Here is a 24,686-nt window from a genome sequence, read left to right as displayed (position 1 = left end):
ACGCCCCCAGATAAGTCTCCCTACCTCGGATCGCGGTGTCCGACAGAATGACGCCCCCGTGGGGCGAACGGTGGGTCACCTGCCGATGCTGAGTGACCTGCGTCGTCTCGCGGCCGACTGGCCGGCCGATCAGTTGTTCGTCATCGCGCTCTGTGTCGTCGCACTCCTGTTCGCGGCGGTCGCCGCGCCACACCCGAACCCGAGCGACGCTCGCGAGCCGACCGGTCCCGGCGAGAACGCCACTCAGACCGCACCGTCGCCCGAGGAGACTGGCGAGACCGCCGATCCGAGCGAGGGCACCGACGGGGGCGAAACCCGTCCGGTCGAGGACGGCGATCCGGGCGGCGAACTGCTGGCGCCGACGTGTTCGATCGTCGTGCCCGCGCGGGTCGTGCCCGGCGATCGAATGGCCGTCGTCGTGCGGTCGCCGCGCGGCCCGGTCGCGGGCGCGGAGGTCTTCGTCAACGATCGGTCGATCGGCGTCACCGACGACAGCGGGACGGTCGCGACGCGCGTCCCCTACGAGCGCCGCCTGACCGTCGCCGCCGATCTGCCGAGCGACGCCGCCTGCCAGCCCCCCGAGACGGTGACCGTCGAGCGCGCCGGGATCGGCGTGGTCGCCGCACAGACGGCCACGACGGCGACTCCCGAGAACGGCACCGATCGGATCGAGCGGACGGTGACCGTCCGCGGGACTCTGGTCGTCTCCGTCACTGGCGACCTCTATCCGGGATCGGTCGTGACCGTCAGGGCCGCGATCGGATCTCGCCCCGTGCCGAACGCGACCGTCACACTCGACGGCGACCGGACGGGCCGGACCGACAGTTCGGGTCGTGCACGCGTCCGACTGCCAGAGTCCGGCGAGACCGTCCAGATCACAGTCGAGCGGGGCGACTTCGCGGGGACCCGCGAGATCGACATCGCCCACCTCCGGGCGTCGCTGTCGGCGGACCGCCTGCTCGCGACGCCGGGTGATCCGGCGACGATCCGGGTGACCGCGGGCGACGATCCCGTCCCCGACGCGACGGTCGAGTTGCGCGGTGCGGACGTCGCCAGGTCGGACGCCGACGGGACCGCTGCGGTGACACTCCCGGGCGATCCGTTCGCGACCTACCGGGTCAGCGGGGCCGACCAGACGACGCGGGTCGCGGTCTGGCCCACCTACCTTCTGACGGCGATCCTCGGGGTGATCCCCGTCGTGGCCGGGATCGGCGTGCTCGCGCTGGTGGGCCTGGCGGTCGCGTGGGGGCGGTCGGGGGCGCCCGACGCGATCTCGACGGTGGAGACGCCGCCCCCGACGCCCGACCTCGCGCCCGTCGAACACCCCGACCTGACTCGCGAACGCCTTCGCGAGCGGTATCGGGCGTTCGCTCGGCGGATCGCGCCTCGTGAGTGGGCGACGACGCCACCGGGAGCCATCGCCCGGCGTGCGATCGAAGCGGGCGAACCCGCCGACGCGGTCGCGACGCTCACTGCAGTGTTCCGCGAGATCGAGTACGGTGACCGCCCGCTCGACGCCGACCGGGCCGATCGGGCCGCCGAGGCCCTCGACCGCCTGGAGGAGCCATGAGATATCGTGACTGGGCGGCGGTCGGCACCGCGCTCGTCGTCCTCGCGGCCGCCGTGCTCGCGCTCGTCGCGGGTGTCGGGGCCGGCATCCTCGGCACGGCACTCGCGGCGCTCGTCGGGATCGTCGGGGTCTGCTGGAGTAGCTATCGCGTGCTCCGCCGATCGGGTGGTGGGGTCCCCTCGATCCAGCCCCCCGAACGGTCACCCGAGCGGAGTCGCCGGGCCGCGACCGTCTCCGGGCGTGACCTGCTCGACCCGCTGGAGGCCGCGACGGGCGCGATCCGCGGGGCCGACGACCTCGAACGGGCCGCCGAACGGGTCCGGCCGGTGTTGCGCGCGACGCTGATCGAGGTGTACGAGGCCTCGGGGGCCGACCGCGCGACCGCCGAGCGGGATCTGGCGGCTGGCGCGTGGACCGACGATTCGACCGCCGCAGCGCTGCTCGATCCCGCGGTCGAGCCACCTGCCCGCCCGCTATCGGTCCGCATCGAGCGGTGGCTGTTCCCCGAGCGCGTCTTTCGACGCCGCGTGAATCGCGCGGTCGACGCCATCGTTCACACCGCCGAGGACCGCCTGCCGACCGTCGCGGGCCAGACCGCGCCCCGTCCGGTGCCGATCACTGATCCACCGCTCGCGGAACTCCGGCGGACCGTCGACGGGCGTCTGGAACCGGCCGGCGCGCAGTTCGGGGGGCGATCGGAGTGAGCGCGCCGACCGATCGCTGGCGCGCGGCGGTCGCCGCGACGGCGCTACTCGCGACGGCGGGCGCGGTGGCCGGCCACGCTGGCCTGCTCGTCGCCGCGCTGCTCCCGCTGGGTGCGCTCGCGGGCAGCCGTCTCGGGACCGGCCCCGATCCCGCACTGGGTGTCCGCCGCGAGATCGATCCGACGCCCGCTCCCCCCGGCCGACCCGTTGCGGTCCGACTGGTCGTCGAGAATCGGGGCGATCGACGCCTGCGCGATGTCCGCGTGATCGACGGCGTGCCCGCCGACCTCGCGGCGCTGTCGGGGTCGCCGCGCGCCGCGACCACGCTCGATCCCGGCGAGACCGCACTCGTCTCCTACGATCTCGCGGCCCGCCGGGGCACCCACACGTTCGATCCGCCGACGATCCACTGCCGATCGGTCGGTGCGGGCCGGCGGGCGACGCTCACACCCGCGGTCGCGGGCGACGACCGCCTGGACTGTCGAATCGACGCGGGCGCACCGCCGATCGACGACGAGGGCGCGCTCGCGGGCGGCCAGCGCAGCACGGACGACCCCGGCGGCGGCCTCGAATTTCACTCCGTTCGAGAGTACCACCCCGAGGATCCCGCCGACCGGATCGACTGGCGACACTACGCGAAACGCGACGACCTCGCGACGGTCAACTACCGCCGTCGGACGGGCGCGACGGTCGTGATCGTCGTCGACGCCCGCGAGTCCACCCGCGTCGCGGCGGGGCCCGGACGCCCGACCGCCGTCGAGTTGTCGGCCTACGCCGCGACGCGCGCGACGAGTGACCTGCTCGCGGGCGGCAACGAGATTTCGGTCGCGGTGATCGGCGTCGACGGGCCCGACGCCGACGGCCTCCACTGGCTCGACCCCGGACGGGGGGCCGACCACCGCGCCCGTGCGATCGATCGGTTCCAGGCCGCCGCCGACGCCGAGAGCGCGGGCCCCGTCGACGATCAGATCGCCCGGATCGCGTCGCTCGCGCCGCCGCGGGCCCAACTGCTGGTCTTCTCGCCGTTGCTCGACGATCGACTGGTCGACGCGCTCGCCACCTGGGGCGCTCACGACTTCTCGCGGACGCTGTGCTCGCCGGACGTACTCACACACAACACCGTCACGGGGACACTCGCGCGGGTGCGCCGGCAGTCCCGACTCGCGCGGTGTCAGGCCGCGGGCGTGCGCACCGTCGACTGGAAACGGGGGACGCCCCTGGCGGTCGTCCTCCAGCAGGCCTTTGCCAGCGAGCCCGGGGGTGGGAACTGATGCCCCTCTTTGGCCCCCGCCTCGACGCGCCGACGGCGATCGGTGACGAGGGCCGCCCGCGCGCGATCGGGCTCTGGATCGCCTCGCTGGCGGTCGGCGCGGTCGGACTCGGCCTCGCGATCGGCGCGCAGGCGGCCATCGGAAAGGTCGCCACGACGGCGGGGTTCGTCGTTGCGGGGATCGCGCTGCTGGGTCGCGATCGGTTCCGATCGCTGGCCTTTGGCCAACTCATCTTCATCCCGATGTCGATCGTGCTAGTGCGAAACGTCCTCGATGGCCTGAATGACGGGACGATCGGCGTATTTCTCGTCCTCGGTGGGTATGCGCTGGCGATCCTCGGGCTGGGCTGTGCCTGGGCGAACGTCGATCGTGAGCATCTCGCTGCAGTCAATCGCCAGGGCTGGATCGCTGCGCTGGTCGGGCTCGTCGCCTCGCCAATCGTTGTCAGCGGCCTGGCGGTGCTCGTCTTGGTCGTCGGCTTGCTCGTCCCCACGGCGATCGCGCCGCCGAGCGGCCCCGATCTCGCCGGGCTGGCACTGATCGTCGGGCTGAGTGCCACGCTGGTCACACTCGCACTCGTCTGGTTGCCGATCGCCGCGCTCGCGCCCGCCCGATGGACCGATCGCGTCACGTCCAGGGTGAGACTCGCTCGTATCGTGCTCGCCGGACTCGTCGTCGTCGCCCTGTCGGCGTGGATGACGTTCTTTACACTCCGGATCCTCCTCGCCGTGACGCCCTGGATTCCGCCTGCGATCGCTGGCCTGCTCGACGCGTGGCCGTCGGTGCCGCCCTCGATCGACCGCGTGCTCACCTCGCCGGTGCTTCGCGCCCCGCCGCTCGCTGTCGCGATCGCACTCGCCGTCGCGGGCGCGCTCGTGGCGACGGTCCGGATCGCGATCCGGTGGCTGAATCGTGGCGTCAGCGGTCCGCGCGCCCGGCGGATCGCCCCGCTGGTCGGGGCCGGGGGGATGGTGCTTATCGGCGTCATGATCGTCGGGGTCGGGTCGGCGGCCCAGACCGGCGCGGTCGACGTCACCGTCGTTGCGCTTCAGGTGCTCGGGATCGCAGTGGTGACCGTGCTGCTGGCGTTGATCGCGATCTTCCTGGTACTCACGCCGCTCGCGCTCGTCGTCGGCGCGACCTATCTGGGCGTGTTCCCGCCGCGGGCGGGCCCGATCGCCGTCGCGACCGCGGGCCTGTTCATCGTCGCGATCGGCGTCGCGCCCTCGGGGCCGGTCTGGGCCCCGATCCCCGTCGTCGTCGCCGCGCTCGTCGTCTGGGACCACGGCGAGTTCGCGCTCGGCCTCACCGTCGAGGTGGGCCACCGGCCCCACACCCGGGGGATCGAACTCGATCACGCGCGCACGACGCTCGCAGTCGCCGTCGTCGCGGCCGTCCTCGCGATCGGCGTCACGCTGCTCGCCGGGTGGGCGCCAGTGGGGACGGCCGGGGCCGCCGCGGGCGCGGTGCTCGCCGCGTTGCTCGCGACAGTTCCGCTCCGGCGGTGACCGGGGGATTTGTCACCGTGGCGGTCGACCCGACGGCATGGACAGCCCCGAGTCGATCACGGCGGCGAGCGAGACCACGCGCCGGGTGCGCGACCGGATCGCGAGTGCGGTCGTCATCGACGACGACACGCTGGCGACGATGGTGACCGCGCTGCTCGCGCGCGGCCACGTCCTCCTGGAGGACGTCCCCGGCACGGGCAAGACCGTCACCGCACGCGTGCTCGCGGAGGCGCTCGGCCTCGAATTCAATCGCGTCCAGTTCACGCCCGATCTCCTCCCCTCTGACGTGACGGGGTCGACCGTCTACGACGAGACCGCGGGCACCTTCGAGTTCTCGGAGGGGCCGATCTTCGCGAACGTCGTGCTGGCCGACGAGATCAATCGCGCGCCGCCGAAGACCCAGGCCGCACTGCTCGAAGCCATGGAGGACCGCCAGGTGAGCGTCGACGGCACGACCCACCCGTTGCCCGACCCGTTTCTCGTGATCGCGACCCAGAACCCGATCGAACAGGAGGGCACCTTCCGCCTGCCGGAGGCCCAGCGCGACCGCTTCGCGGTGAAGACCGCCCTGGGCTATGCCGACGCCGAGGGTGAGATGGAACTACTCGACCGGCGGGCGTCACGACACACGCTCTCGCCGTCGGTCGAGGCCGTCACCGACGCCGCGACCGTCCGGACGCTTCAGGAGATCTGTGAAGGGGTCCAGGTCACCGATCGCGTCCGACGGTACATCGTCGATCTGGCGCGGACGACCCGCGCGGACGACCGCGTCGACGTCGGCGTCTCGCCCCGCGGGATCCAGCGCATCTTCGAGGTCGCCCGCGCTCGCGCGGTCCTCCAGGATCGCGACTACGTCACCCCCGAAGACGTCCAGGCGATCGCCCAGCCGACGATGGCCCACCGCGTGGTTCGCACGACGGAAGCCACCGTCGAGGGCGTCGAGCAATCGGCGATCGTCGCGGACGCGATCGATCGGGTCGCGGTGCCCGCCGTCGCGCCGAGTGACGCGGCCGCCGACACAGGCGACAAAAGCGAGGTCTCCGAGGAGGGCGACCCGATCGGGGCCTCCGACGACGGCGACACGAGCGACCCGTCTGGGGCCGAGCGATCACCCGACACGCCGGGGTCAGACGCGTCGACGCCGGACGCGACCGACGGTGCGGACCCCGACGACGATCTGTGGGTCGACGCGAACGACCTCGACGACGCGGGATCGCCCGACGGCGACGCCGAGGAGCGCGACACCGATCACAGCGACGGGCGACCCTGACGGCTGCTCTGTGGGCGTGCGGACACTCCCCATGTGACGGCGTTACATTCATGTTGGTCGATCACGTACCTAAGCGAGACGACAATGTCTCTTGGTGCCTACGACGAGCACGAACACGAACGGCGCGAACGAAAAGCGTCGGAGGTCGACGCATCGTTCGACGACGAGCGAACCGTCTACCACGGCACCGTGGAGTACGACGGCGAGGAGTCCACCGAGGAACTGCTCGATCAGTTCGAACAGATCAACGGGTGACCCTGGGAGAGCTTGTTTCAGTCGAAGCGAGCTCCGGCAGCGTTCACTCGAACGTTTCGTTGGCGACGAATAGCGGGTGGTACGCTTCGATCAATTCACAGAGCGTATCGACCACGCCGTCGATGTACTCTCTGTCTGATCGGTAGTTCGATCGGTAGTGTTCGGTTTTCACCGGTTCCATCGCCCGGTCGTGCGAACGGAATCCGTCGAGGCCGACCATCTCCCGCTCCAGGGCCGGTTTGAGTGCTTCAAACTCCTCTTCAGAGACGGTCGCTGTTTTGTGGCCGGTGAGGTTGAGACGAACTTGTGCTTTCGCTCCGTCCATTTCTCCTGGGAAGTACACATTGTAGAGGGCCGCGTCGGGGTGATCGGGGGCTCGCGATTTCACCCGGAGTTGTTTGTTCGTGGTCCCATCGTCGTACACCTCGACAGGCGGCAACGACGCCATCCGGTCCCGAAACTGCTCGACTGTCCGCTCGGTCCATCGTGACAGATCCGTCGGGGTTCGCTTCTTAACCGCTTCGTCGAGGACGGTACAGAAGAACTCGCTTCCGTCGTGGTCTCCTCGTTCGACTCGATTTCTCACGTCTTCGTAGGTAATAACGTCCTCGAAGGCGGCCCTGTCGCTGTCGCTTACGTATCCTTCCGGAGCGATGAGTGCGACACGGAAACCGTCCCAGCCGTTCCGATCGACGTAGTTCTCCCCACGCTCGAAATACCGTTCGACCTGTCGCTGCTGCTTTCCGGCGTTGATTTTGTTCTCGACGAGAACGATCCAGTGGTCGCCTGCCCGTGTTTCGAACCCCATCTCGATGTCGGACTCACCCGTGTCTCGCTCGACGGAGTGTCGAACACCGAGGAAATCGACCACCTGTCGATCGGTCGCGAGTTGATCCACGAACCAGTCCCGGAATGTCGGATCAGTCTTCAGCAGTTGGACGACCACGAGGTCGACATCGCGCTCACGAACGGACGATAGTAGTTCGGATTCGTCTATGGACACGGCTGACTTCGACGGAGGTGTTGTCCAGGGACAACGGTTGCGATGGACACTACTACCCGATCAGATGCTGGTGAGCGATCGTAAGTCGTTCCAGGTAACTGGATCCTTTCATCTATCGGTTAGCCTGCGATCTCGGTCGCCCGAAACAGATAACCCGGCGGGAAGTATGGAATCGGCGTGGACCTCGATCGGCTCACCGACGAGTTCCCCGCCCCCGAGTACCGCGGGAACCAGGCCGCTGCGCTCGACGCGATCGACGAGGCGTTCGCCGCGGGCAACGAGGTCGTCCTCGTGCGCGCGCCAACCGGGAGCGGCAAGTCCCTGCTCGCGAGAGCGATCGCGGGGTGTGCGCGCCGGCCCGGCGCGGCCGACCCCGAGGAGCCGGTCGGGGCGTACTACACGACTCCGCAGGTCTCGCAACTCGACGACGTCTCGAACGATCCGCTGCTCGACGATCTCGCGATCGTCCGCGGGAAGAACAACTACGACTGCATCCTCCCCGGTGAGTCGACGACGCCGGTCGATCGCGCGCCGTGTGTCCGCGAACGCGAGTTCGAGTGCGACCGCAAGCAGCGCTGTCCGTACTACTCCGACCGGTCGATCGCTTCCCAGCGGTCGATCGCGGCGATGACACTCGCCTACTTCATGCAGACCGCGGGCAGTGACGTGTTCGGCCAGCGCGACGTGATCGTCGTCGACGAGGCTCACGGCCTCCGTGAGTGGGCCGAACTGTACGCGACCATCGAACTCGACCCCTCGACGGTCCCGGTCTGGGAGGCCCGGCCGCCGCCCGCCATCGACGACCTCGGGAGCGCCCGATCGTACGCCGACGGCCTCCGGACGGTCTGTGAGCGCCGCCTGACCGAACTGCGGAATCAGGCCGAACTCGATCCCGACGCGGTCGTCGAACGCGACCGCCTGGAGACGCTGCGCTCGGATCTCGGGTGGTTTCTGGAGACCAGCGGTCCGGTCGGCCCGGGCGAGGGGGCGGCTGGAGACGACGGCGACACGGACGGCGAGAGCGACGCCGACGACGACAGCGGCGGGACCGAATGGGTCGTCCACCAGCCAGACGGCGCGGGCGAACCCGTCCGGATCGCGCCGATGAACCCCGAGCGGTATCTCGGCCACACCGTCTGGGATCGCGGGCAGCAGTTCGCACTCCTCTCGGCGACGATCCTCGACAAGGACGCGTTCTGTCGGGGCGTCGGCCTCGATCCCGACCGGGTCGCGCTCGTCTCGGTCGGGCATACGTTTCCCGTCGAATCGCGCCCGCTGTTCGACGTCAGCGCGGGCAAGATGACTCGCGAACACCGCGCGGACACCCTCGATACGATCGCCGACACGGTCGTCCGGATCATGGCCGATCGACCCGACGAACCCGGGCTGATCCACTGTCACTCCTACGACATCCAGTCGGGGCTGGCCGATCGACTGCGCGAGCGGGGCGTGGCCGACCGGATCCGCGCGCACGGCCGATCGGATCGGGACGCCCAACTCGCGACCTGGAAGCGCGAGACGCGTCCCGAGGTGTTCCTCTCGGTGAAAATGGAGGAAGCACTCGATCTGGAGGGCGATCTGGCGCGCTGGCAGGTGCTCTGTAAGGCGCCGTATCCGAACGTGGGCGATCCCCGGGTCGAGCGCCGTCTGGAGAACGACCGCTGGGACTGGTACTACCGGACGGCGCTCCGGACGGTGATCCAGGCGTGTGGCCGGATCGTGCGGTCTCCGACCGACTACGGCGCGACGTATCTGGCCGATCGGAGCCTGCTGGATCTGTTCGACCGGGCGCGATCGGCCATGCCCGAGTGGTTCGCCGCCCAGGTCGACCGGTGTGAGCGCCCCGACCTGCCGCCCGGTGACGCGTCGGCGGCGCTCGCGGGCCTCTCGGGGGGCGGAACCGATCGGCGCACCGTCGACGCCAGCCCCGTCGCGGACGTGTGGGACACCGACTGAGACCACCAGAACGAAAACCCCTCGGGGCGTACCGATGCGGTGATGGACTTTGGGGCGCGATTCGAGCGGCTCTCCCGACAGCTGACGAGTGTCCTCTTTCTGGCCGGTCTCGTGCTGGTCGCGCTCGGGGTGGCGGGGGTGAGCCCGTCGATCCTGCTCGTCGGCCCGCTGGTCGGGTTCGGCGGTGTTCTCCTGCTCGTCCACGAACTTCTGGGCCAGCGCGTCCCGACGCGAGTGGCCAAGATTCATGCGGCGACGCTCTGGGTCGGCCCCGTCGTCGCCGGGGCGGTGGTCGCCGCCCGACCGGCGCTGTCGACGGGTGAACTCCAGGCCGTCGGTGGCATCGTCGGCCTCCTGGGGATCGGGAACTACCTCGTCCGGCCCCTCTACGTCTGGGTCGTCGTTCGGCTCCTCGGTGGTCTCGGCCTCACGGGGACGGCGGCCACCACGGACGCTGGGGACGAGACCCCGGGGACCGACCGAGCGACGAGCGACGCCCGCGAGACCGACACCGCGGAGTGGACCGAACCCGCCGACCCGTCGCCGGTGACGCCCACGGCGGAGTCGACGCCCACTGCGGACTCGACGTCGACGCCGGATTCGACGCCCGCGGCGGACTCGACGTCGACGACGAACTCGACGCCCGCCCCGGATTCGACGCCCACCCAGGACTCGGTCCCGCTGGACGCCGAATCGCCCGCAGAAACGGTGTCGACCGAGGACGAGATGCCCGAGGGGGTGAACGCGACGCCGGCCAGTGACCGCGAGACGCCCCCGGCGGACGCCACGACGGCCGACCTCATCGAAGAGGCGACTGGCGCGTCCGACACTGCCGACGCGGTGGACACGGAGTCCGCTCCGTCGGTGTCGATTGCCGAGGCGCTCGGCACGACGGAGTTCCCCGGCCGGTTCCGTGAGGAGGCCGAGGACCTCGCGACGTTCTGGGCCGAACACGACCTGGATTACTCGCCGGCCTCACTCGCCCGCCTCGACGGCTTCGTCGACGAGCAGTGGGACAGCGAACGGTTCGCGGACGCCACCTTCGGGGGGAGCGGCTACGACGCGGAGGCGTTCACCGGGATCGTCGCCCAGGTGGGCAGTTACGCGGGTGAGGTGCTCGTGCGCCACGAATCTGGCACCTGGGTCGAGGCCGGCGAGACTGGCTGGGCGGTCGCCCTCGACCGTGGCGACGAGACGGTCGTCGTCGACGTCTTCGAGATCGCGAAACTCTCGGTCAGAGACTACGCGCGCTTTTTCGCGACCTATCGCGAACTCGCCGCCGACCCCGTCGAGACCCACCGCTCGCCCGACCCGGGCGACGTGCCCGAGGAGTTGATCGAACCCGCGCTCGACCCCGATCGGTTCGACACCGCCGAGCCGAGCGAGTCCGAGGCGGTGCCGTTCGACCCGGTCGAGGGCGGTCTCGACGAGGGGCCCGCGTCGACGACTCCGGCCACCGACGAGGCCGGTGACGCGACCGCGGGTGACCGATCGGAGGACGCGGTCGACCCGACCGACGCTGGGCCGACCACGACCGCCGACGAGTGGACGCCGAAACCGCCCGCATCGACGCGCGCGGACACCGGTTCCGACGCCGACCCTGCGGAGAGTGAGGCCACCGACGCCACGAGCGAGGACGGGACCGAGGGAGTCGATCTCCTGTCGGTCGCCGCCGGCACGCCGGGTGCCGAGGGTGTCGCGATCGAAGACGGCGACCCGGACGCGTTCGCCGCGGCGGCAGCCGACTTTGCCGCGGAGTTCGATGCCTACGATCTCGACGGCTCGCCGTCCTCGCTGCTCCGCCTCGATGCGCTGCTGGAGGACCACGACGCGGGCGATCTACGAGCCCTGGGGGCGTACTTTGGCGAGGTGTTGTGTGAGGGCCACGGCGGACGCTGGGTGATCGACGACGGGGTCTGGGGCGTCGCCGTCGATCTGGAGGGGACGACCGCGTTCGTGAATCCATTCGAGGTCACGGACTGCTGTCTCGACGGCGATCGGACCTTCGAGGCGGCCTACCACGTCGTCGAGGGCCGTCCCGACGAGGTCGCCGTGTCGCTGGCGGCGGAAGCCGAGACGCTCGCGACGGCGTGGCCGGAGTACGATCTGGACTTCTCGATCGGATCGCTCACCCGGTTGGACGACCTCGCGAACACCGAGTTCGACCCGACCGTCGCGGAGGCCGACGGGACGGCGATCCCGATCGATCTCACCGATCGGTCGTTGATGGCCGGCGGCTATTTCGGGGCGGTGCTCGTCCGGGCGGGCGACGCCCGGTGGGCCGACGATCGCCCCTTCGGGTTGGTCGTCACCTCGGGGGCGTCCTCGACGACGGTCAACGTCGTGACGCTCGCGGCGAATGCGATCCGTGGGGCGGCGAGTTTCGTCGGCTCCGCGGAGGCGTACTCCGACGAGCAGGTCCAGCCCGATCGGGACACGTAAGGGCCAGCGTTCGCAGGTCTCCGTATGACCGACCGGACGACAGCGAAGCGTGTGGCCGGGGAGGCGGCGGTCGAGGCGATCGACGACGAGTCGGTCGTCGGCCTGGGCTCCGGATCGACCGCGGCGACGGCGATCACCGCACTCGGTGAGCGTGTCGCCGCGGGACTGGCGGTCCGGGGCGTGCCGACCTCCTGGCAGGCCCGCCAGCGCGCCCGCGAGGCCGGTATTCCGTTGACCGATCTCGACGCCGATCGGGTCGACATCGCGATCGACGGGGCCGACCAGGTCGCGCCGACCGCGCTGCTCAAAGGTGGCGGTGGGGCCCACGTCCGCGAAAAGATCGTCGACAGCGACGCCGAGCGCTTCCTGGTCGTCGTCGACGACTCGAAAGTCGTCGACGCGATCGATCAGCCCGTCCCCCTTGCCGTCCTGCCCGAGGCGCGCCGCCCGGTTGCCGACGCGATCGCGGCGCTCGGTGGAGCGGCCGAGACACGGATGGCGACCCGACGGGACGGACCGGTGCTCACCGACGACGGCGCGATCGTCGTCGACGCCGCGTTCGGCGTGATCGACGACCCGGCGGCGCTGGCGACCGAGCTATCGGCCATCCCGGGCGTCGTCGGTCACGGCCTGTTCGTCGATGCGGCTGATGCGGTGTACGTCGGCTCCGCGGACGGCTCGGTCGCGGTCTGCGACCGATAATCGGCTCGATCGCGGTGTGTGGCCACCGACCGGTCAGTCGAGAGTCACGACAGCAACGAGAGTGTCGCCCACGCGCGGGCCGATGCACAACACTCAAGTGCGTTTTCCTGGTTCTCCCGGCTATGCACAGCCGGAGGGTCGAACGATGAGTGCCGACGAGGGGCTCGGCAGTGAACTCGCTGACGCCCGCGAGCGTGTGACCGGCGATCCCCGCGTCGGGACCGCTGTGGACGAGTTCCTCGACATCTATCACCTCGTCGTGGTGGGTGTGGCGATGGTCTTCGTGTTCTGGATTCGCGCGCGCAACTGGGGGGAGTACGTCGTCGACGGCGAGGTCCTCTACAGCGGGAACGACCCCTGGTATCACTACCGGATGGCCCAGTACACCGTCGAGAACTTCCCCAATACGATGCCCTACGAGGTCTGGACCAAGTTCCCGACGGGGACGTCGGTCGGTCAGTTCGGGACGCTGATGGACCAGGTGGTCGCGCTGGGCGCGCTGATCGTCGGCCTCGGATCGCCCGACCCCGAGACCGTCCGGATGGTCCTCCTGTTCGCGCCCGCGGTGTTCGGGACACTGTTGGTCGTCCCGGTCTTCCTCGTTGCGCGTCGACTCGCCGGGCGGACGGCGGGCGTCCTCGCGGTCGTTACGTTCGCGTTCGCGGGCACGGTCACACAGGGCGGATCGATCCTGATCAAAGGCGTCGTCGGGACGAGCGACCACCACATCGCTGAAGCGCTGCTCGCCGCGCTCGCCGCGCTCGCCGTGATCGTCGCGTTGCAGGTCGCCCACCGCGAGAAGCCCGTGATCGAGTTGCTCGACGATCGCGACGTCGCGGGGCTGCGCCGTCCGCTGGGGTACGGCGCGCTCGCGGGCGCAGCGATCGCGATCTACATGTCGATGTGGCCGCCGGCGATCTACTTCGTCGGCCTGCTGGGGATCTACGTCACGCTCCAGGCGATCGTCTCGGTCGCGCGCGGCGACCACCCCGAACCGGTCTTGATCGTGATGGCCGTCACGTTCGCCGTCACGGGACTGCTCACCCTGGGGACGTTCGACGTCGTCGACGTCACCTCGACGAAGATCTCGCTGATCCACGTCGGCCTCCCGGTCGCGGGCGCGGTCTGGTCCGCCGGCCTGCTGTGGCTGGCGCGGGTCGTCGACACGCGCGACCTCGCCGCGACCGACGCTGCGACGGCGATCGAGGAGACGATGGGCGTTCGCGTGACCGATGCCCGCGCCAGTCGGATCGGCTATCCGCTCGCGGTACTCGGCACGCTCGCCGGCGGGGCGCTCGTGGCGAAACTCGTGGTGCCCGGCGTGTTCTCTTACAGTGTCTCTCAGTTCATACGTGTGGTCGGGTTCGCGGCCGGGCAGGGATCGAGCACGATCGGTGAGGTCCAGCCCCTGCCGAGTGCGGACGTCCTCTTTGTCGCCTACGGGATGGCGATCATCGCCGCCGCCGGACTCGTCGGCTGGACGCTGGTCTGGCGGGCCCCATCGGGTCAGAACCGGCCCGAGCGCCTGTTCGTGGCGGTCTGGTTCGTCTTCTCGCTGTCGATGACGTTCACCCAGGGTCGGTTCATGTACTACCTGGCGGTGCCGACGGTCACGCTCGCGGGCGTGGCGGGCGCGGAGATCATCGACACGGTGCGTGACGTTGGCGAGGAGGCGAGCCTTTCGGGGTACGAAGTCGTCTCGATCGCTGCGGTCGTCGTTCTCCTGATCGGCCCGCTGGCCGTGCCGCCGAACGTCCATTCGATGACCCAGGGCTCGAATCTGGGGCCCGGTGGCGGCGTCCAGGGCTGGCAGAGCAGTCTCGACTATCTCAACGACGAGACGCCGATCGAGGGCGCGTTCGGGACGGCCGAGAACGCCGACGAACTCGACTACTACGGCACGTACGCCGCTGAGGCCGACAGCGACTACGACTACCCCGAGGGGAGTTTCGGCGTGCTCTCCTGGTGGGACTACGGCCACTGGATCACGGTGCTGGGCGAGCGGATTCCGACGGCCAATCCCTTCCAGGAGGGCGCGAACTCGGCGGCCCGATTCTTGCTCTCCAGTGAGGAGGCCGAGGCCGAATCTGTGATGGAAGAGTTGTCCGACGGCGAGAACGCCGAGACCCGGTACGTCGCCGTCGACTACAAGATGGCGCTCGCGAACTCTCAGTATGGCGGAAAGTTCTTCGCACCGCCGAACTTCGTCGACAACAAATCCCAGAGTGACTACCGTCGGTTCGTCCAGGGCGTCAGGCAGACCGATCAGGGCCTTCGACTGGTCCGGGACAGAAACAACCGAATCATCTCGGGGAGTATCCAGAAGCCCGAATACTATCACACCATGCCGGTCCGGCTCTACCGGTACCACGGCAGCATGCGCGAACCGGCTCCCGTGGTGGTGAACTGGCAGCAGATCGGGGCGGGTGACGGGTCGCCGCTCAACGTTAACCCCTATCGGAGCGAGAACGAGTCACTGATCCAGTGGTACCCATCGATGGAAGCCGCCCAGAACGCCGTTCGAAACGACTCGACCGCACAGATCGGCGGGATCGGAGCGTACCCCGCGGACCGCGTGCCCGCGCTCGAACACTACCGGCTGGTCAACGTGAGCACTCGATCGGCGGGTCAGATCGGCGCGAGCCAGCCCGGGATCTACCAGCTGTATCAAGGGGGGGTCGACATCGGACTGAATCAGTTCACGTTCCGCACGCTCTTCGAGCGGAACCCCGCCTGGACGAAGATCTTCGAGCGCGTCCCCGGCGCGACGATCCAGGGCGAGGGCCCCGCGAACAGTGCGGTGTACGCCACCGTCGAGATGGACGTGCCCCGCGAGAACGCCTCGTCGTTCCGATACACACAGCGTGCCGAGACCGACGCGCAGGGCGACTTCGAGATGACCGTTCCGTACGCCTCGACGGGCACCGACGAGTGGGGCCCCGACGACGGCGCGACGAACGTCTCGGTCCGCGCGACCGGGCCCTACGAGATCAGCACCACCCGGCCTGGATTCGGCGGCCAACCCGGGACGACGGTGTACAACGCGACCGCCGACGTCTCGAACGCGAAGGTGATCGGACGCGACGACGATCCGGTCACGGTCACGTTGGAGCCCCACGACATCCCGGTCGAGACGCCCGAGAACGCCACCGACCCGTCCGGGAACGCGACTGGCGTCGAGAACGCGACCGCCTAAACGCGGTCGAGGAGGTCTCGATAGGTCGAGACCAGTAGGTCGCCAACCCGGTCGAGACTGTGCTCGACGGCGGTCTCGCGGGCGTTTTTTGCGAGTCGCTCGCGTAAGGCCGGATCGTCAGCGAGTCGGTCGATCGCTGCACGGAACTCCTCGCCCGACTCACACAGGACGATGTCCTCGCCGTCCGTGAAGTACTCTCTGAACACGGGGATGTCACGCGCGACGACCGGGTTGCCCGTCGCCATCGCCTCCAGGACGGCGATACCCTGATTTTCGGCCTTCGACGGAAAGAAATAGATGTCGCCCGCCGCGAACGCGCTGCGGCGGTCCTCGACCCACCCCGTGAAGGTGACGTTCTCGGGTGGCGATCGGACGTGGCGTTTGACCGTCGAGGAGGCGAGCGGATCGGTTCGGTAGGGGCCGAACCAGGCGTAGGTGTAGTCGGTCGCTTGGGCGAGTTCACAGAACGTCGAGAGGCCCTTGCGCTCGTAGACGTGCCCGACGGTGAACACGACCGTCCCCGAGAGGTCGTAGGTCTCGCGGGTGGGCTCGCGGAGTGTCGCGTGGCCCGCGAGGTCCGCGATGTCCACGCCGTTGGTCATCGGCCGGATCTCGGTGGTGACCGGATACTGCTCCAGCAGCGATCGGGTGTACTCGCTGGGGCAGAGCACCAGGTCGGCCCGCGAGTAAAACCACCGGAGATATCGGCCCAGCGGGACCGACAACGCGTTCGATCCCCGAAAGCTGTCCCGGAAGTCCTCGCGGGTGACGTGGGCGTGGACCACGAGTGGCCGGCCCGTCCGGAGCGCGTGGGTCGCGACGGCGACCGATCCGGGGCCGACGGTGTTCACGTGGGCGAGATCGTAGTCGACGGTCGGTGACTGGCCGGACAACGCCGATTGAGTGGCGCTGGTCGGGCCGCCCTGCGTGAGTGTGTCGACGACCGTTACCCCCGCATCCTGGAGCGCACTGCGCTGCTGGCGGACCGCGGTCCGGATCCCGCTCGGACCGAGGTGGTCCTCGAGTTCCAGATAGTTCAGCACGCGCATGCCGGGATATCGGCCGATTCGGAAGAAAACAGTACCGATCGGCGGGTCAGAACTCCGTGACGCCGATCCAGTCGTCTCGTCCGTCCGACGGGCAAAACTCCGTGTGGTCGTCTGCACAGGGTTCGTCCAATCGCCAGCCACACTCACACACCGTTCCCCTCCCGTTCCGGCTGAACCGATCGCGGCAGAGTTTACACATCCGTGCCATCTGGTGGGGGTACAGAACAGGACACAATAAACTGTATGGATGATCGACCGACACGTCATCGATCACAGCCGCTCGACGCGGGCGGTCAGGATTCGACGACTGGGCTGTACGCCCCGTTGATGTCCCACTCGTGGAGACACTGGGGGTTCCCGACGCGTTTCTCGCCGTCGGACGTTCGGATGACCCAGGTCTGGCGGTCGGCGTTCCAGACGTCCTCGCGACCACAGCGTTCGCACGTACGCTCGGTGGGCGGGTCGATTGTGACCATAGACGAGCGTAGTCGACGGCCGTTGAAAAGCGTCGCGCACCGGGCGACGGAAAACGCGTCGCGCACCGGGCGACGGAAAACGCGTCGCGCACCGGGCGACGGAAAACGCGTCGCGCACCGGGCGACGGAAAACGCGTCGCGCACCGGGCGTTGCGGTGGGATCGCTCTACAGGCGACCGACCTGCTCGACCGAGACGCTTTCGACGGTCTCGACGGTCTCGAAGGCTTCCTCGACGGCCTCGGTTCCGCCCTCGCCGTCGGGGACGACCACGGTCGGGAGCAGTGCGGTCAGGCCGAACGCGACCTCGTCGCGCTCGAACCCTCGAATCTTCGCGCCCTCGGGGAGTGCGCCCTCCAGGTCTTCCTGGAGTGCGTCCAGGTCGTCGTCGGGACTGCCGGGCATCACCTTGATGACGGCGGCGACGTCGCCCATCTCAGGGCCCCCTAAACCCACAGTCCGGGCACTCGTAGAGCGTACTCTGTTTCCGGCAGGTCGCACACCGGTGGATGCGCGTCCCGCAGTCCGGGCAGTCGAAAGCCGCGGCGTTCGTTCCCGCGACGTTGACGCCACAGGAGACGCACTTCTGGGTGCGTTTTTGCTGGCGTTCACTCATGCCCGGTGGTATCCCGCCGTCGGGTTTAACGGTTGCCTTCCGCTCGGAGCGCGGGGCGTGGGCCCCCGGGTCGGATCGACCGGCAGGTTGAATCGGGTGGCGGTCGACGCTGTCGGTCATGCACGCGAGACACGCGCGGTGGTGGCTGTGACCACGCGCTCGCCGGCGGTCGCCGGCCAGTTCTACCCCGCCGATCCCGACGCCCTGTGCGAGCGCATCACGTGGGCGTACGCCCACGCGATCGGCCCGGGGGCAGAGCCCGAGGCTGCGACGGGGCCACCCACACTCGACGGTGTCGTCGCGCCGCACGCTGGCTACCCGTATTCGGGGCCGATCGCCGCCCACGCGTTCGCGGCGCTCGCCCGTTCGGGTCGGCCCGAGACGGTCGTGATCCCGTGTCCGAACCACACCGGTCTGGGCGATCCGGTCGCCATCGCGGGCGCCGACGCCTGGGAGACGCCGCTGGGGACCGTCCCGATCGAGGAGAGCGTCCGGAATCGACTGGCCGCCGTCGAGGGCGTCACGATCGACGCGACCGCGCATCGTCGCGAGCACGCCGCCGAAGTCCAGGTCCCCTTTCTGCAGGCGCTGTACGACGATCCGCCGGCGATCGTCCCCATCGCGATGGGCGATCAGTCGCTGGCGGTCTGTCGACGCCTGGGCGAAGTGATCGCGGAGACCGACGCGTGCGTCGTCGCCTCGACGGATTTCACCCACTACGAACCCCACGACGACGCCATGGCCGCCGACCGCCTGGCGATCGAGCGGATCGAGGCCGGCGATCCCGAGGGCTTGCTCCGGACCGTCGACAGCGAGGGCCTCTCGATGTGCGGGCCCGGCCCGGTCGCGGTCGCGCTGATCGCCAGCGGAACCACCGCCGAGACGCTCGCACACAGGTCCTCGGGCGAGACGATGGGCGAGATGCGCGAGGTCGTCGGCTACGCGGCGCTCCGGATCGGGGAGTGAGTGATCCTCGCCGTCCGCCCCGTCGCAACGCACAAAGCGGTGGCCCCGGTAGACCGGATATGATTCACGGCTCCGAGAACGACGTCAGCGAGAGCGCCCAGATGTACCTCAAGGAGATCTACCTGCTCTCGCGTGACGGCGAGGCGGCCCGGACCGGCGAACTCGCGGAGCGACTGGGCGTCTCGCCGCCGAGCGTGACCGAGATGTTCGGGCGCCTCGAAGAGGACGGCCTCCTGGAGTACGAGAAACGCCGTGGCGCGCATCTCACCGACGACGGCACAGACCGCGCACGTCGCCTGCTGCGCAAACACTGCCTGATCGAGCGGTTTCTCGTCGACGCGCTCGACGTCGAGGCGGGCTTTCACGACGAGGCGTGCGAACTCGAACACGTGTTGAGCGACGACACCGCCGAGCGCCTCGAACGGTTCGTCGACATGCCCGCCGACTGTCCGGACTGTTACGACCCCGAGGCCCAGCACTGTTCGCGCCTCTCGGTCGCGGACTGACCGGGCCGATCGAAATCCTTTTCGGGTGGTTCGCGCTATTGCGTGACGCGGGGTCGTGGCCAAGTCCGGGATGGCGACTGACTCCAGAGGCACCGCGCCCGGTGACGACACTCCAGCTGATATACCGAGCGGGACGGCTGATCACCGCCCTGCGACGACGACCCTCTGGAGGACCGAGGCGCGCACCGGAGATATCAGTCGATCGGGGGTTCAAATCCCTCCGACCCCACTTTTCAGTTCGAGACGGATTGGTCAGTCTCTCCGATCGTGAGCGTCGTACCGAGCTCCAGGTCGGACGTCTTGGTTTCTTCTGGGCGATTCAGTCTTGGTCGGGATTGAAAACGTCTTCCCAGTACAGTTCTCCGAAGAACTTCCGCAATGCGAGGAGCGTTCCGACGTAGGTTCCGATGGCAATCCCCAGCACCGACACCATGAAAATCATGCCCAATTCCACAAGCGGGTCGAGCCAGTACAGCTGAAGCATCGTCATTGTTCGTCGTCAACGGATGCTGTCAATAAACCGCTTTTCAGCACCGGGTCGATGCTCGCGAGCGTCGAGAGCGGCCTGCGATTCCTCAATTTCCACCCGACCCCGAACGCTTTCCCCTTCGCTCACCTTACTCGGGATATGGCGAGTTCCACGCGCGACTCGAATCTCGACCACGACGACGAGATCCGGATGTGGCGCGAGGACGACTGGTGGGTGATCACGGACGTCGAGACGGGCGTGACGACCCAGGGCGAGACCCGCGAAGCGGCCCTCGACAATCTCGACGAGGCCGTGGCCCTTCACCGTGGCGCGGGCGACCCGCCCACCGACGAGCAACTTCGTGAGGTCGGGATCGACCCCGCGGACAACACGACCGGCGACGAGGAACCGCCCGAGTTCATGCAGTGATCGATGGTCCGGACGACATTCTCTGGCTACGAGATCATCAAGGTCCTCGTCAACGAGGGCGGGTTCGAGTGGCGTCGAACGCGTGGCGATCACGCCCAGTGCTACTACGAACATCCGACCAACGAGACCGATCGCCGGCACGTAACCGTCCCGTTGCACGACGAGGTTTCGACCGGGACACTTCACGACATCGCCGACGACGCTGGCGCGCTGGAGTTCGAGAACTTCTGTGCCTGGATCGACCGGAACGCCTGAGTGACTCGCTGGGTCCGGTCCAGGCTCTCACGCTGTCCAATCGACGACTCCTGCGACAACGCTGAAGGCCCCTCCGCGTGTCACCCCACCAATGGATCCCGATGAGTCGGTCCCGCTCGATCGCATCGTCGAGGTCGTCGAAGGGCACGGCCAGACGCTGACGCTGTTCAACGCCGACCTGAGCCAGGACGAGGAGGAACTGATCGCGGCGCACTTCGACGTGACGACCGTCGCCGTCGAGTTCGGCCGGACCGACACCGGCCAGCCACGGTCGTTTGCAGTGTTACACGGAGAGGACGGCTTCGTGGCGGCCTGTGCGATCGACGATCTCATCGACGCGATCGATCCCGCCGGGCCGTTGCTCGACGCCGACGCGATCGAATCGGATGCGACCGACCTGCTCGGGGCGATCGACCAGTCGGTGTTCACCGATTACGGGAAACGCCAGTTGGTGCTCGCGAGTCGGCAGGTCGAGCGCGCGGCCTGGCGCGCTCGCCCGACGACGCTGCACGTCGGGTTCCAGCAGTTCAGCAACCTCCGAACGCAGGTCGATCTGTATCGTCGCCTGACCGAGCACGTCGAGGTCCACCTCTACGGCGTCCCCGACTGGGAGCCACCGCTCGCCGTCGAGCCCCACGGCCATCGCGACCCCGAACTCGAACGGAGTTGGTTCGTCGTCCTCGACGACGACCGCGCGACGGCGGGGACGACACTCCTGCTCGCGACCCAGGATGGGCCGGATACGTTCTCCGGGTTCTGGATGAGCAAGGATTCGATCGTCGAGCGCACGCTCGATCGCCTCCGCGATCGGTTCCCCGCGAACGCGCCGTTCGGGACCGGTGACTGAGGCCGGCCTGCCAGCAGCTTTATTGCCAAATCTATCATCTATTCGTGTGATTATCGATGTCCGATCTCCTCGGTCCGATGCGACGTCGACCGGTCCTCGCTGGGCTCGGAACGCTCCTCGCCGGCACTCTGGCCGGCTGTTCGGAGTCGCGCGACCCCGTCACCGTCGAAACCTCGATCCACCTCTCCGATGGCGACCGTCGCCAGACGATGGTCGACGGCGAGCGTGACGACCTCGATGCTGGCCAGTACGTCTGGTGGGAATTCACGACCAACAGTCGCCTGGAGGCGACCTACGACGTTCGCGTCACTGCGGGCGAGACGGTCAACGTGTACGTCCTCACCGTCGCGGAACGCGAGGTGTTCGAGGACGAGGAATCCGGATTCGATGCCGTCGAGGGATCGATCCAGACCGAGACAGAGGGCGTCGAGCGGACGATCACACTCGACGCTGGCGAGTACAGTCTCGTCGTCGCCAACGCCGATATCCTCCCCGAAAACGCCTGAGCCCGCCGGTCGATCAGACCATCTCGAACAGCGCGAGCACGTCCTGCTGGTCGACGAGGCCGTCGCCGGTGAAGTCGTAGGCCGACACGTGATCCTGGACGGCGGGGTCGTCGGTGTGCTGGAACAATCGGTTCACGTCGGGGAAGTTCAGCGTCCCGTCCCCAGAGAGGTCCTCGTGGACGCCGTCGCCGTCGATGTCCCGGGGGACGGTCCCGTCGATCGGGTCGAGACTCGGCGCGGTCGCATCGGTGTCGATCCCGCCGCTGGGGTCGTCCGGTGCGGCGAGCCAGAGTTCGTCCATCTCGAAGGCGCCGGCGGTCCCCCAGACGGTGTCGAACTGGAGCTGTCCGAGGGGGTCGAGGCCCGCGCCCGCAGCCTCCAGATCGATCGTCACGACCGACCAGTCGGTGTCGATTCGGTCGTCCGTAATGTCCCCGACGGGCTCTTTGTCGAGGCTGCCTTCGACGGAGAGAGCGAGCGAACTCAGCTCGTACCCCATCTCGCCGCGCGCCTTGACTTTCAGGAGTGGTGTCTCACTCGCGTCGAGGTCGGCAGTCGTCCCGTGGTAGCTGATCGAGTCCCAGTCGACCTGGGCGATCCCGTTGTCGACGCCGGTGACGATGCCGCCACCGACCCACCCGCCGAGCGCGTTGTTCGTCAGCGGCTCGCTGCCCTCGTAGTCGTTGATCAGCACGTCGCGATCCGTCGCGTGGGCGGGTTGCGGTCGGACCGTCGCGGTGACGGGCTCCGAGCGGTCGCCTCCGCGCCCGATCGTCGCGATATCGACGGTGTGTTCGCTGTCGAGCGCGAGATCGTCGAGCCGGTAACTCGGCAGGATGGGCGACATCGGCGCGGGGATGCGATCGTACTCCTCGCCGTCGACGGTGATGACATAGCGCGCGGCGTCGCCCTCGGCGGAACTCCAGGTCAGTTCCACCGACCGGTGGGTCCGATCGGACAACTGAAGGTCGCGCGGCGGGCCGACGGGGTCGGTGTCCCCGGCCTGGGTCTCGACGGTGACGGTCGCGGTCTCGCCGACGTTGCCGTAGGTGTCGACCGCGCGGACGCCGATCTCGTGGGTCGTCCCGGCGATGAGATTGTCGACGGTCGCGGTCGTCTCGCTCCCACTGCGGACGTACGGCCACGCCTCGCCGTCGAGGGTAATATCGTAGTGGTCGAGACCGGAGCTCCCGGTGTCGGTCACCGCAGGCCAGGAAATCTCGGCAGAATCACTCCCGACCGACTCGACGGTCACGGTCTCGGGCGCGGCGGGGGGCTGGTCGTCGTGATCGATCGTCGGCACGTCGTCGTCCTTGCGGTCTTCGAGGAACTGGCGGATGTACTCCCCGGCGTACTCCTCGAACGATCCCTCGTCGCGGCCGAGCAGGTTCCACTCGCAGGGTGGATCCTCACAGAGCTGTGGAATGTCGCCAGAGTACGGGTCGCCCACCGAGTCGTCGGGGTCGCCGTCGACGAACGCCCGCGAGAACATCGATGGGAGCCACGTGATGTCGAAACACCACGCCGTCCAGTGGATCGGGCGCTCGTCGGCCCACTCGGAGACGCCACGGCCGAACCCGTCGGTCTCGCCGCTGATCCAGCGGTCCTGACCGGGTTCCCACCCGAACTCGGTCATGAAGAGGGGCACGTCCTTCCAGACCGAGTTCGTCCCCTCCTCGGTCTCGCGGCTGTCGAAGCCCTCGTCGGTCGACAGTCCGTGGCCACCGTAGATGTGGTAGGCGTACATCAGATTGTCGCCGTCGAACTCCTCGATCTGTGCGCCCTCGGGCATCGCAGACCACCCGGGCGACCCGACGATGATCGGATTCCGGGGCGCGTGCTCGCGGATCGTGTTCACCCAGGGCTGGGCGGTCTTCTTCCAGCGTCGCCAGACGCCGGCGTATTTGGCGTTGTACCAGTCGTCGATGTACATCGCGGGCAGCGTCGGTTCGTTGTACAGCTCGAACAGGACGTGTGCGTCCTCGGCGTACCGCTTCGCGACGGTCGACCAGAACAACTGGACCTCCTCGCTCAGAGTGTCGTCGTGCCAGGGCAGATCGCCCTCGCCCCAGTGGCGATGGTAATCGACGATACAGTACACCGACCGCTCGCGGCAGTACTCGACGACCGGATCGAGGTACGTCTCACAGTAGTCGAGCAACTCGCTTTCGTCGAACGCGACCGGTGGATGGAAATCGGCGTCAGCGATCGGCACCGGCGGGAGTTCCGCGATGTCGCCCGGATGCACCGGGATCCGGATCACGTTGGCGTACCAGTCCCGCTCGGGATCGGTCGCGTGCGTGATCATGTGGTCCCAGTTTTTCCCGCGGGCCGGGACGGTGTGATCCAGTCGTTTCGGATCGGGGATGTTCACCCCGCGGAGGATCACCTCGCTGCCCGTGGGATCGACCATCGTGTTGTCCTTTCGGTCGAGCCAGGGCGTCGGAATCCCGCTGTCGGCGGCGTTCGCCGTGCCGATGGTGCCGAGCGCGGTCGCACTCGCTAGCCCGGCCCCCGTGAGTTTCAGCACGTCACGCCGCGAGGCGTACGATCGTGCCGTCGATTCCCCCGTGTCGGACGATGGTTGCTCTGTCATGATTGTGTCGTCTGCTCCGGCCCCACCCCGGCCGAACGCGTGGCGCTTCCACTAGCTTCGTCCCGAAAGAAAGTAATTGTTTGTGCTCGCGGACCG

The 24,686-nt window shown here is 68.5% G+C and carries 23 protein-coding genes and 1 tRNA gene; 17 read left to right on the top strand and 7 right to left on the bottom strand.

Annotated elements, in window-relative coordinates; translation table 11 throughout:
* Window positions 1–85: 85 nt before the first annotated feature.
* The 6 genes from HARCEL1_RS10705 (at window position 86) to HARCEL1_RS13640 (ending at window position 6,578) form a co-directional block, all read left to right on the top strand.
* Window positions 86–1,570 (top strand): DUF4129 domain-containing protein, encoded by a 1,485-nt coding sequence (locus HARCEL1_RS10705; protein ID WP_108383354.1) that lies wholly within the window; start codon window positions 86–88, stop codon window positions 1,568–1,570.
* Complete coding sequence (locus HARCEL1_RS10700; RefSeq protein WP_108383351.1) at window positions 1,567–2,274, top strand: DUF7269 family protein; 708 nt, start codon at window positions 1,567–1,569, stop codon at window positions 2,272–2,274. The genes HARCEL1_RS10705 and HARCEL1_RS10700 overlap by 4 nt, the downstream gene beginning before the upstream one ends.
* Window positions 2,271–3,545 carry a DUF58 domain-containing protein gene (locus HARCEL1_RS10695; protein ID WP_108383349.1) on the top strand — a complete coding sequence of 425 codons (1,275 nt, stop codon included), beginning with the start codon at window positions 2,271–2,273 and terminating at the stop codon, window positions 3,543–3,545. The genes HARCEL1_RS10700 and HARCEL1_RS10695 overlap by 4 nt, the downstream gene beginning before the upstream one ends.
* On the top strand, window positions 3,545–5,053 hold the full coding sequence (locus HARCEL1_RS10690; protein ID WP_108383346.1) for a hypothetical protein: 1,509 nt from the start codon (window positions 3,545–3,547) through the stop codon (window positions 5,051–5,053). The genes HARCEL1_RS10695 and HARCEL1_RS10690 overlap by 1 nt, the downstream gene beginning before the upstream one ends.
* 37 nt (window positions 5,054–5,090) lie before the next feature.
* Complete coding sequence (locus tag HARCEL1_RS10685; RefSeq protein WP_108383343.1) at window positions 5,091–6,323, top strand: AAA family ATPase; 1,233 nt, start codon at window positions 5,091–5,093, stop codon at window positions 6,321–6,323.
* A gap of 84 nt (window positions 6,324–6,407) precedes the next feature.
* A complete protein-coding gene (locus HARCEL1_RS13640) occupies window positions 6,408–6,578 on the top strand; it encodes a DUF5786 family protein (RefSeq protein WP_174182931.1) in 171 nt (56 codons plus the stop codon).
* 43 nt (window positions 6,579–6,621) lie between these two features.
* Here HARCEL1_RS13640 and HARCEL1_RS10680 read toward each other — a convergent pair whose 3' ends face one another.
* On the bottom strand, window positions 6,622–7,581 hold the full coding sequence (locus tag HARCEL1_RS10680; RefSeq protein WP_159077098.1) for a PD-(D/E)XK nuclease family protein: 960 nt from the start codon (window positions 7,579–7,581) through the stop codon (window positions 6,622–6,624).
* Between the two features lie 177 nt (window positions 7,582–7,758).
* Here HARCEL1_RS10680 and HARCEL1_RS10675 point away from each other — a divergent pair, with 177 nt between their 5' ends.
* The 4 genes from HARCEL1_RS10675 to HARCEL1_RS10660 all read left to right on the top strand — a co-directional run bounded on the left by HARCEL1_RS10675 (window position 7,759) and on the right by HARCEL1_RS10660 (window position 15,877).
* Window positions 7,759–9,537, top strand: a complete 1,779-nt coding sequence (locus HARCEL1_RS10675) for an ATP-dependent DNA helicase (RefSeq protein ID WP_108383338.1) — start codon at window positions 7,759–7,761, stop codon at window positions 9,535–9,537.
* Window positions 9,538–9,579: 42 nt separating this feature from the next.
* Window positions 9,580–11,979, top strand: a complete 2,400-nt coding sequence (locus HARCEL1_RS10670) for a hypothetical protein (protein ID WP_108383336.1) — start codon at window positions 9,580–9,582, stop codon at window positions 11,977–11,979.
* 24 nt (window positions 11,980–12,003) lie between these two features.
* A complete protein-coding gene (gene rpiA / locus HARCEL1_RS10665) occupies window positions 12,004–12,681 on the top strand; it encodes a ribose-5-phosphate isomerase RpiA (protein ID WP_108383334.1) in 678 nt (225 codons plus the stop codon).
* A gap of 145 nt (window positions 12,682–12,826) precedes the next feature.
* Entirely contained in the window at window positions 12,827–15,877 is a 3,051-nt protein-coding gene (locus HARCEL1_RS10660) for an oligosaccharyl transferase, archaeosortase A system-associated (RefSeq protein WP_159077097.1), read from the top strand.
* Here the strand turns inward: HARCEL1_RS10660 and HARCEL1_RS10655 are convergent.
* From HARCEL1_RS10655 to HARCEL1_RS10640, 4 genes are all read right to left on the bottom strand, one after another.
* A complete protein-coding gene (locus HARCEL1_RS10655; RefSeq protein WP_108383330.1) occupies window positions 15,874–16,926 on the bottom strand; it encodes a glycosyltransferase family 4 protein in 1,053 nt (350 codons plus the stop codon). The genes HARCEL1_RS10660 and HARCEL1_RS10655 overlap by 4 nt on opposite strands.
* 293 nt (window positions 16,927–17,219) lie before the next feature.
* A complete protein-coding gene (locus tag HARCEL1_RS10650; RefSeq protein WP_108383328.1) occupies window positions 17,220–17,402 on the bottom strand; it encodes an HEWD family protein in 183 nt (60 codons plus the stop codon).
* Between the two features lie 166 nt (window positions 17,403–17,568).
* Window positions 17,569–17,835: an elongation factor 1-beta gene (locus HARCEL1_RS10645; RefSeq protein WP_108383325.1), complete on the bottom strand. Its 267-nt coding sequence runs from the start codon at window positions 17,833–17,835 to the stop codon at window positions 17,569–17,571.
* A gap of 1 nt (window position 17,836) precedes the next feature.
* Window positions 17,837–18,016 (bottom strand): HVO_2753 family zinc finger protein, encoded by a 180-nt coding sequence (locus tag HARCEL1_RS10640; RefSeq protein WP_108383323.1) that lies wholly within the window; start codon window positions 18,014–18,016, stop codon window positions 17,837–17,839.
* 147 nt (window positions 18,017–18,163) lie between these two features.
* On the opposite strand from HARCEL1_RS10640, the gene amrB reads away from it, so the two are divergent.
* The 3 genes from amrB to HARCEL1_RS10625 all read left to right on the top strand — a co-directional run bounded on the left by amrB (window position 18,164) and on the right by HARCEL1_RS10625 (window position 19,717).
* Window positions 18,164–18,982: an AmmeMemoRadiSam system protein B gene (gene amrB / locus HARCEL1_RS10635; protein WP_108384250.1), complete on the top strand. Its 819-nt coding sequence runs from the start codon at window positions 18,164–18,166 to the stop codon at window positions 18,980–18,982.
* 59 nt (window positions 18,983–19,041) lie between these two features.
* Entirely contained in the window at window positions 19,042–19,488 is a 447-nt protein-coding gene (locus HARCEL1_RS10630; protein ID WP_108383321.1) for a metal-dependent transcriptional regulator, read from the top strand.
* Window positions 19,489–19,537: 49 nt separating this feature from the next.
* Window positions 19,538–19,717 (top strand) — tRNA-Trp (locus HARCEL1_RS10625).
* A gap of 90 nt (window positions 19,718–19,807) precedes the next feature.
* Here the strand turns inward: HARCEL1_RS10625 and HARCEL1_RS13420 are convergent.
* Window positions 19,808–19,978, bottom strand: coding sequence for a hypothetical protein (locus tag HARCEL1_RS13420; RefSeq protein ID WP_159077096.1), 171 nt, complete (start codon window positions 19,976–19,978; stop codon window positions 19,808–19,810).
* 138 nt (window positions 19,979–20,116) lie between these two features.
* Here HARCEL1_RS13420 and HARCEL1_RS10620 point away from each other — a divergent pair, with 138 nt between their 5' ends.
* The 4 genes from HARCEL1_RS10620 to HARCEL1_RS10605 all read left to right on the top strand — a co-directional run bounded on the left by HARCEL1_RS10620 (window position 20,117) and on the right by HARCEL1_RS10605 (window position 21,994).
* On the top strand, window positions 20,117–20,386 hold the full coding sequence (locus tag HARCEL1_RS10620) for a type II toxin-antitoxin system HicB family antitoxin (protein ID WP_108384248.1): 270 nt from the start codon (window positions 20,117–20,119) through the stop codon (window positions 20,384–20,386).
* 3 nt (window positions 20,387–20,389) lie between these two features.
* Window positions 20,390–20,641, top strand: a complete 252-nt coding sequence (locus tag HARCEL1_RS10615) for a type II toxin-antitoxin system HicA family toxin (protein ID WP_108383319.1) — start codon at window positions 20,390–20,392, stop codon at window positions 20,639–20,641.
* A 91-nt stretch (window positions 20,642–20,732) separates the two neighbouring features.
* Complete coding sequence (locus tag HARCEL1_RS10610; RefSeq protein WP_108383317.1) at window positions 20,733–21,488, top strand: DICT sensory domain-containing protein; 756 nt, start codon at window positions 20,733–20,735, stop codon at window positions 21,486–21,488.
* 77 nt (window positions 21,489–21,565) lie between these two features.
* Window positions 21,566–21,994 (top strand): hypothetical protein, encoded by a 429-nt coding sequence (locus HARCEL1_RS10605; protein WP_159077095.1) that lies wholly within the window; start codon window positions 21,566–21,568, stop codon window positions 21,992–21,994.
* A gap of 13 nt (window positions 21,995–22,007) precedes the next feature.
* Here HARCEL1_RS10605 and HARCEL1_RS10600 read toward each other — a convergent pair whose 3' ends face one another.
* The gene (locus HARCEL1_RS10600) at window positions 22,008–24,590 is read right to left on the bottom strand and encodes a cellulase family glycosylhydrolase (RefSeq protein ID WP_108383313.1); all 2,583 of its coding nucleotides are present in this window, start codon (window positions 24,588–24,590) and stop codon (window positions 22,008–22,010) included.
* Window positions 24,591–24,686: the final 96 nt, after the last annotated feature.

It is taken from the genome of Halococcoides cellulosivorans (assembly GCF_003058365.1).
Lineage (GTDB): Archaea > Halobacteriota > Halobacteria > Halobacteriales > Haloarculaceae > Halococcoides > Halococcoides cellulosivorans.
This window is presented reverse-complemented; position numbering and strand designations above follow the sequence as displayed.

Excerpts from the sequence above, each read along its gene's own strand:
- HARCEL1_RS10610 (WP_108383317.1), top strand. The coding sequence starts at position 20,733 with ATGGATCCCGATGAGTCGGTCCCGCTCGATCGCATCGTCGAGGTCGTC.
- HARCEL1_RS10615 (WP_108383319.1), top strand. The coding sequence starts at position 20,390 with ATGGTCCGGACGACATTCTCTGGCTACGAGATCATCAAGGTCCTCGTC.
- HARCEL1_RS10620 (WP_108384248.1), top strand. The coding sequence starts at position 20,117 with ATGGCGAGTTCCACGCGCGACTCGAATCTCGACCACGACGACGAGATC.
- HARCEL1_RS10685 (WP_108383343.1), top strand. The coding sequence starts at position 5,091 with ATGGACAGCCCCGAGTCGATCACGGCGGCGAGCGAGACCACGCGCCGG.
- HARCEL1_RS13420 (WP_159077096.1), bottom strand. The coding sequence starts at position 19,978 with ATGACGATGCTTCAGCTGTACTGGCTCGACCCGCTTGTGGAATTGGGC.
- HARCEL1_RS10640 (WP_108383323.1), bottom strand. The coding sequence starts at position 18,016 with ATGAGTGAACGCCAGCAAAAACGCACCCAGAAGTGCGTCTCCTGTGGC.
- HARCEL1_RS10630 (WP_108383321.1), top strand. The coding sequence starts at position 19,042 with ATGATTCACGGCTCCGAGAACGACGTCAGCGAGAGCGCCCAGATGTAC.
- HARCEL1_RS10700 (WP_108383351.1), top strand. The coding sequence starts at position 1,567 with ATGAGATATCGTGACTGGGCGGCGGTCGGCACCGCGCTCGTCGTCCTC.
- HARCEL1_RS10660 (WP_159077097.1), top strand. The coding sequence starts at position 12,827 with ATGAGTGCCGACGAGGGGCTCGGCAGTGAACTCGCTGACGCCCGCGAG.
- HARCEL1_RS10650 (WP_108383328.1), bottom strand. The coding sequence starts at position 17,402 with ATGGTCACAATCGACCCGCCCACCGAGCGTACGTGCGAACGCTGTGGT.
- HARCEL1_RS10705 (WP_108383354.1), top strand. The coding sequence starts at position 86 with ATGCTGAGTGACCTGCGTCGTCTCGCGGCCGACTGGCCGGCCGATCAG.
- HARCEL1_RS10690 (WP_108383346.1), top strand. The coding sequence starts at position 3,545 with ATGCCCCTCTTTGGCCCCCGCCTCGACGCGCCGACGGCGATCGGTGAC.
- HARCEL1_RS10670 (WP_108383336.1), top strand. The coding sequence starts at position 9,580 with ATGGACTTTGGGGCGCGATTCGAGCGGCTCTCCCGACAGCTGACGAGT.
- rpiA (WP_108383334.1), top strand. The coding sequence starts at position 12,004 with ATGACCGACCGGACGACAGCGAAGCGTGTGGCCGGGGAGGCGGCGGTC.
- HARCEL1_RS10600 (WP_108383313.1), bottom strand. The coding sequence starts at position 24,590 with ATGACAGAGCAACCATCGTCCGACACGGGGGAATCGACGGCACGATCG.
- HARCEL1_RS10605 (WP_159077095.1), top strand. The coding sequence starts at position 21,566 with ATGCGACGTCGACCGGTCCTCGCTGGGCTCGGAACGCTCCTCGCCGGC.
- HARCEL1_RS10645 (WP_108383325.1), bottom strand. The coding sequence starts at position 17,835 with ATGGGCGACGTCGCCGCCGTCATCAAGGTGATGCCCGGCAGTCCCGAC.
- HARCEL1_RS13640 (WP_174182931.1), top strand. The coding sequence starts at position 6,408 with ATGTCTCTTGGTGCCTACGACGAGCACGAACACGAACGGCGCGAACGA.
- HARCEL1_RS10655 (WP_108383330.1), bottom strand. The coding sequence starts at position 16,926 with ATGCGCGTGCTGAACTATCTGGAACTCGAGGACCACCTCGGTCCGAGC.